The organism is Tenacibaculum sp. M341, assembly GCF_004337695.1.
GTDB lineage: Bacteria > Bacteroidota > Bacteroidia > Flavobacteriales > Flavobacteriaceae > Polaribacter.
The window spans coordinates 1-1,938 of the sequence record NZ_SJXJ01000047.1; the positions used below are offsets into that span (position 1 = coordinate 1).

The following is a 1,938-nucleotide window of genomic DNA, read 5'->3' on the forward strand; positions in this document are numbered from 1 at the left end:
TGTTTGTAAATACCTTGGCGCTTCGTAGTTATCCAGAAGGAGATAAAACGTATGCAGAATACCTTTCAGAAGTAAAGGAAATGGTCTTAACGAGTTTTGTACATGAGAGTTATCAATATGAGGATTTAATAGATAGTCTTTCTTTAGATAGAGGTACCAGTCGTAACCCGTTATTTGATGTTATGTTTTCATACTTTAAAGAAGAGGAAGTAGCAGAAAGGAATTCATTATCAGGCTTGATAAGTGCTTATGAAGATGAAGAACCTAGGTCTAGTTCAAAATTTGATATGACTATGGTTGTCGTAGAACAACCAGAACAGATAGCTATAACGCTGACCTATAGTACAAGTTTATTTGTCGAATCAAGTATAAAGCGCTTCTTAACTTATTTTGAGCAATTAGTAGATACCGTACTGTTAGATCCAAATTTGGTAATCGGAGATCTTGGTTTGTTGACTAAAGAAGAGCAATATTTACAAGTTTCTAAATATCAGAAAGATTATATTGAAAATACGACTTCAAATATTGTAACAGAAATATTTAAAGGTAAAGTAAAATCTTATGCTCAAGATACTGCTATTGTTAGTGATATAAATAATTTATCTTATAAAGAATTAGATGAATTATCAAACCAAATGGCACAGTATCTGATTGATTCAGGAGTGAAAAAGGGAGACTATGTTCCAATTGCGATGTCAAGAGGAGTAGAAATGATTATAGGAATATTTGGGGTTTTAAAAATGGGAGGTGTCTATGTACCAATTGATCCTAATTTCCCTGTAGAAAGAATCCTATATATTTTAAAAGATGTTACTGCCAGTGTTTTAATTTCTGATGTATCAGATATGGAATTTGAAGAGGTAGAGATACTGTCTGTAAACAAATACAAGGAGTATTCAAAACAGGAAGTTAATGAGTCTATTGAAGAAAAAGATTTAGCTTATATCATCTATACTTCGGGATCAACGGGAAAACCAAAAGGAGTAAAAATTCATCATGGAGCATTATCATCATTTTTATATGCAATGCATGATACATATCCTTTAGAAAAAGAAGATAGATTGATGTTTAAAACGGCATTTACATTTGATGTGTCGGTGCTTGAGTTGTTTGGATGGTTATTTAGCGGAGCAAGTTTATATATAGCATCTGATAAAATTCAATTATCACCATTGAAAATGCTATCAAGTATAAAAGATAATCGAGTAACACATTTAACACTTGTACCTTCTGTATTTGGAGTATTGTTGGACGCTTTAGAAAAGACAAATGATTTAAGTTTAAAATATATCTTTTTAGCAGGGGAAGCCTTACCAATAACTATGGTAAAGCGATACAGCAAGTTAAACTTAACAACGAAGCTGATCAATCTTTATGGTCCAACAGAAACCACTATTTATTGTAGTCACTTTGTAATAAATGACGAATCTGATTTAACAAAGAACATTCCAATTGGTCGTCCATTATGTAACAGTTGTATTTATATTGTAGACGCTTATGGAAATGTAGTTCCTGAAGGAGTTACAGGCGAGCTTTATATTGGAGGATCAGGAGTGTCTAGAGGTTATTTGAACAGACCAAAGTTAACAAAAAAATCTTTTGTAGATAACCCATACCGAAAAGGAGAGAAAATGTATGCTTCTGGGGATCTAGGGAGGTGGCTGTCAGATGGAACAATTGAGTTTATCGGAAGAAAAGATTCACAGGTTAAGATTCGAGGTTATCGTATAGAGTTAGGTGAAATCATTAATCAAGTAGAGAGTCATGCAGAAGTAGGTCAGAGTGTAGTTCGTGTACAGGGAAGTGGTAATGATAAATATTTAGTTTGTTACTATACAAGTACAACAGGTATAGAATCGTCTGAGCTGGAAAGTTATTTACAGGAGATTTTACCAGAGTATATGGTTCCTGGAGTCTATGTAGTTTTAGATAGTTTTC

Annotated in this window: 1 protein-coding gene; it reads left to right on the forward strand. The window is 33.1% G+C overall.

All coding sequences use genetic code 11. The features are described from left to right. A partial coding sequence (locus EYW44_RS21850; RefSeq protein ID WP_132727992.1) for a non-ribosomal peptide synthetase occupies nt 1-1,938 on the forward strand: 1,938 nt, incomplete at both ends.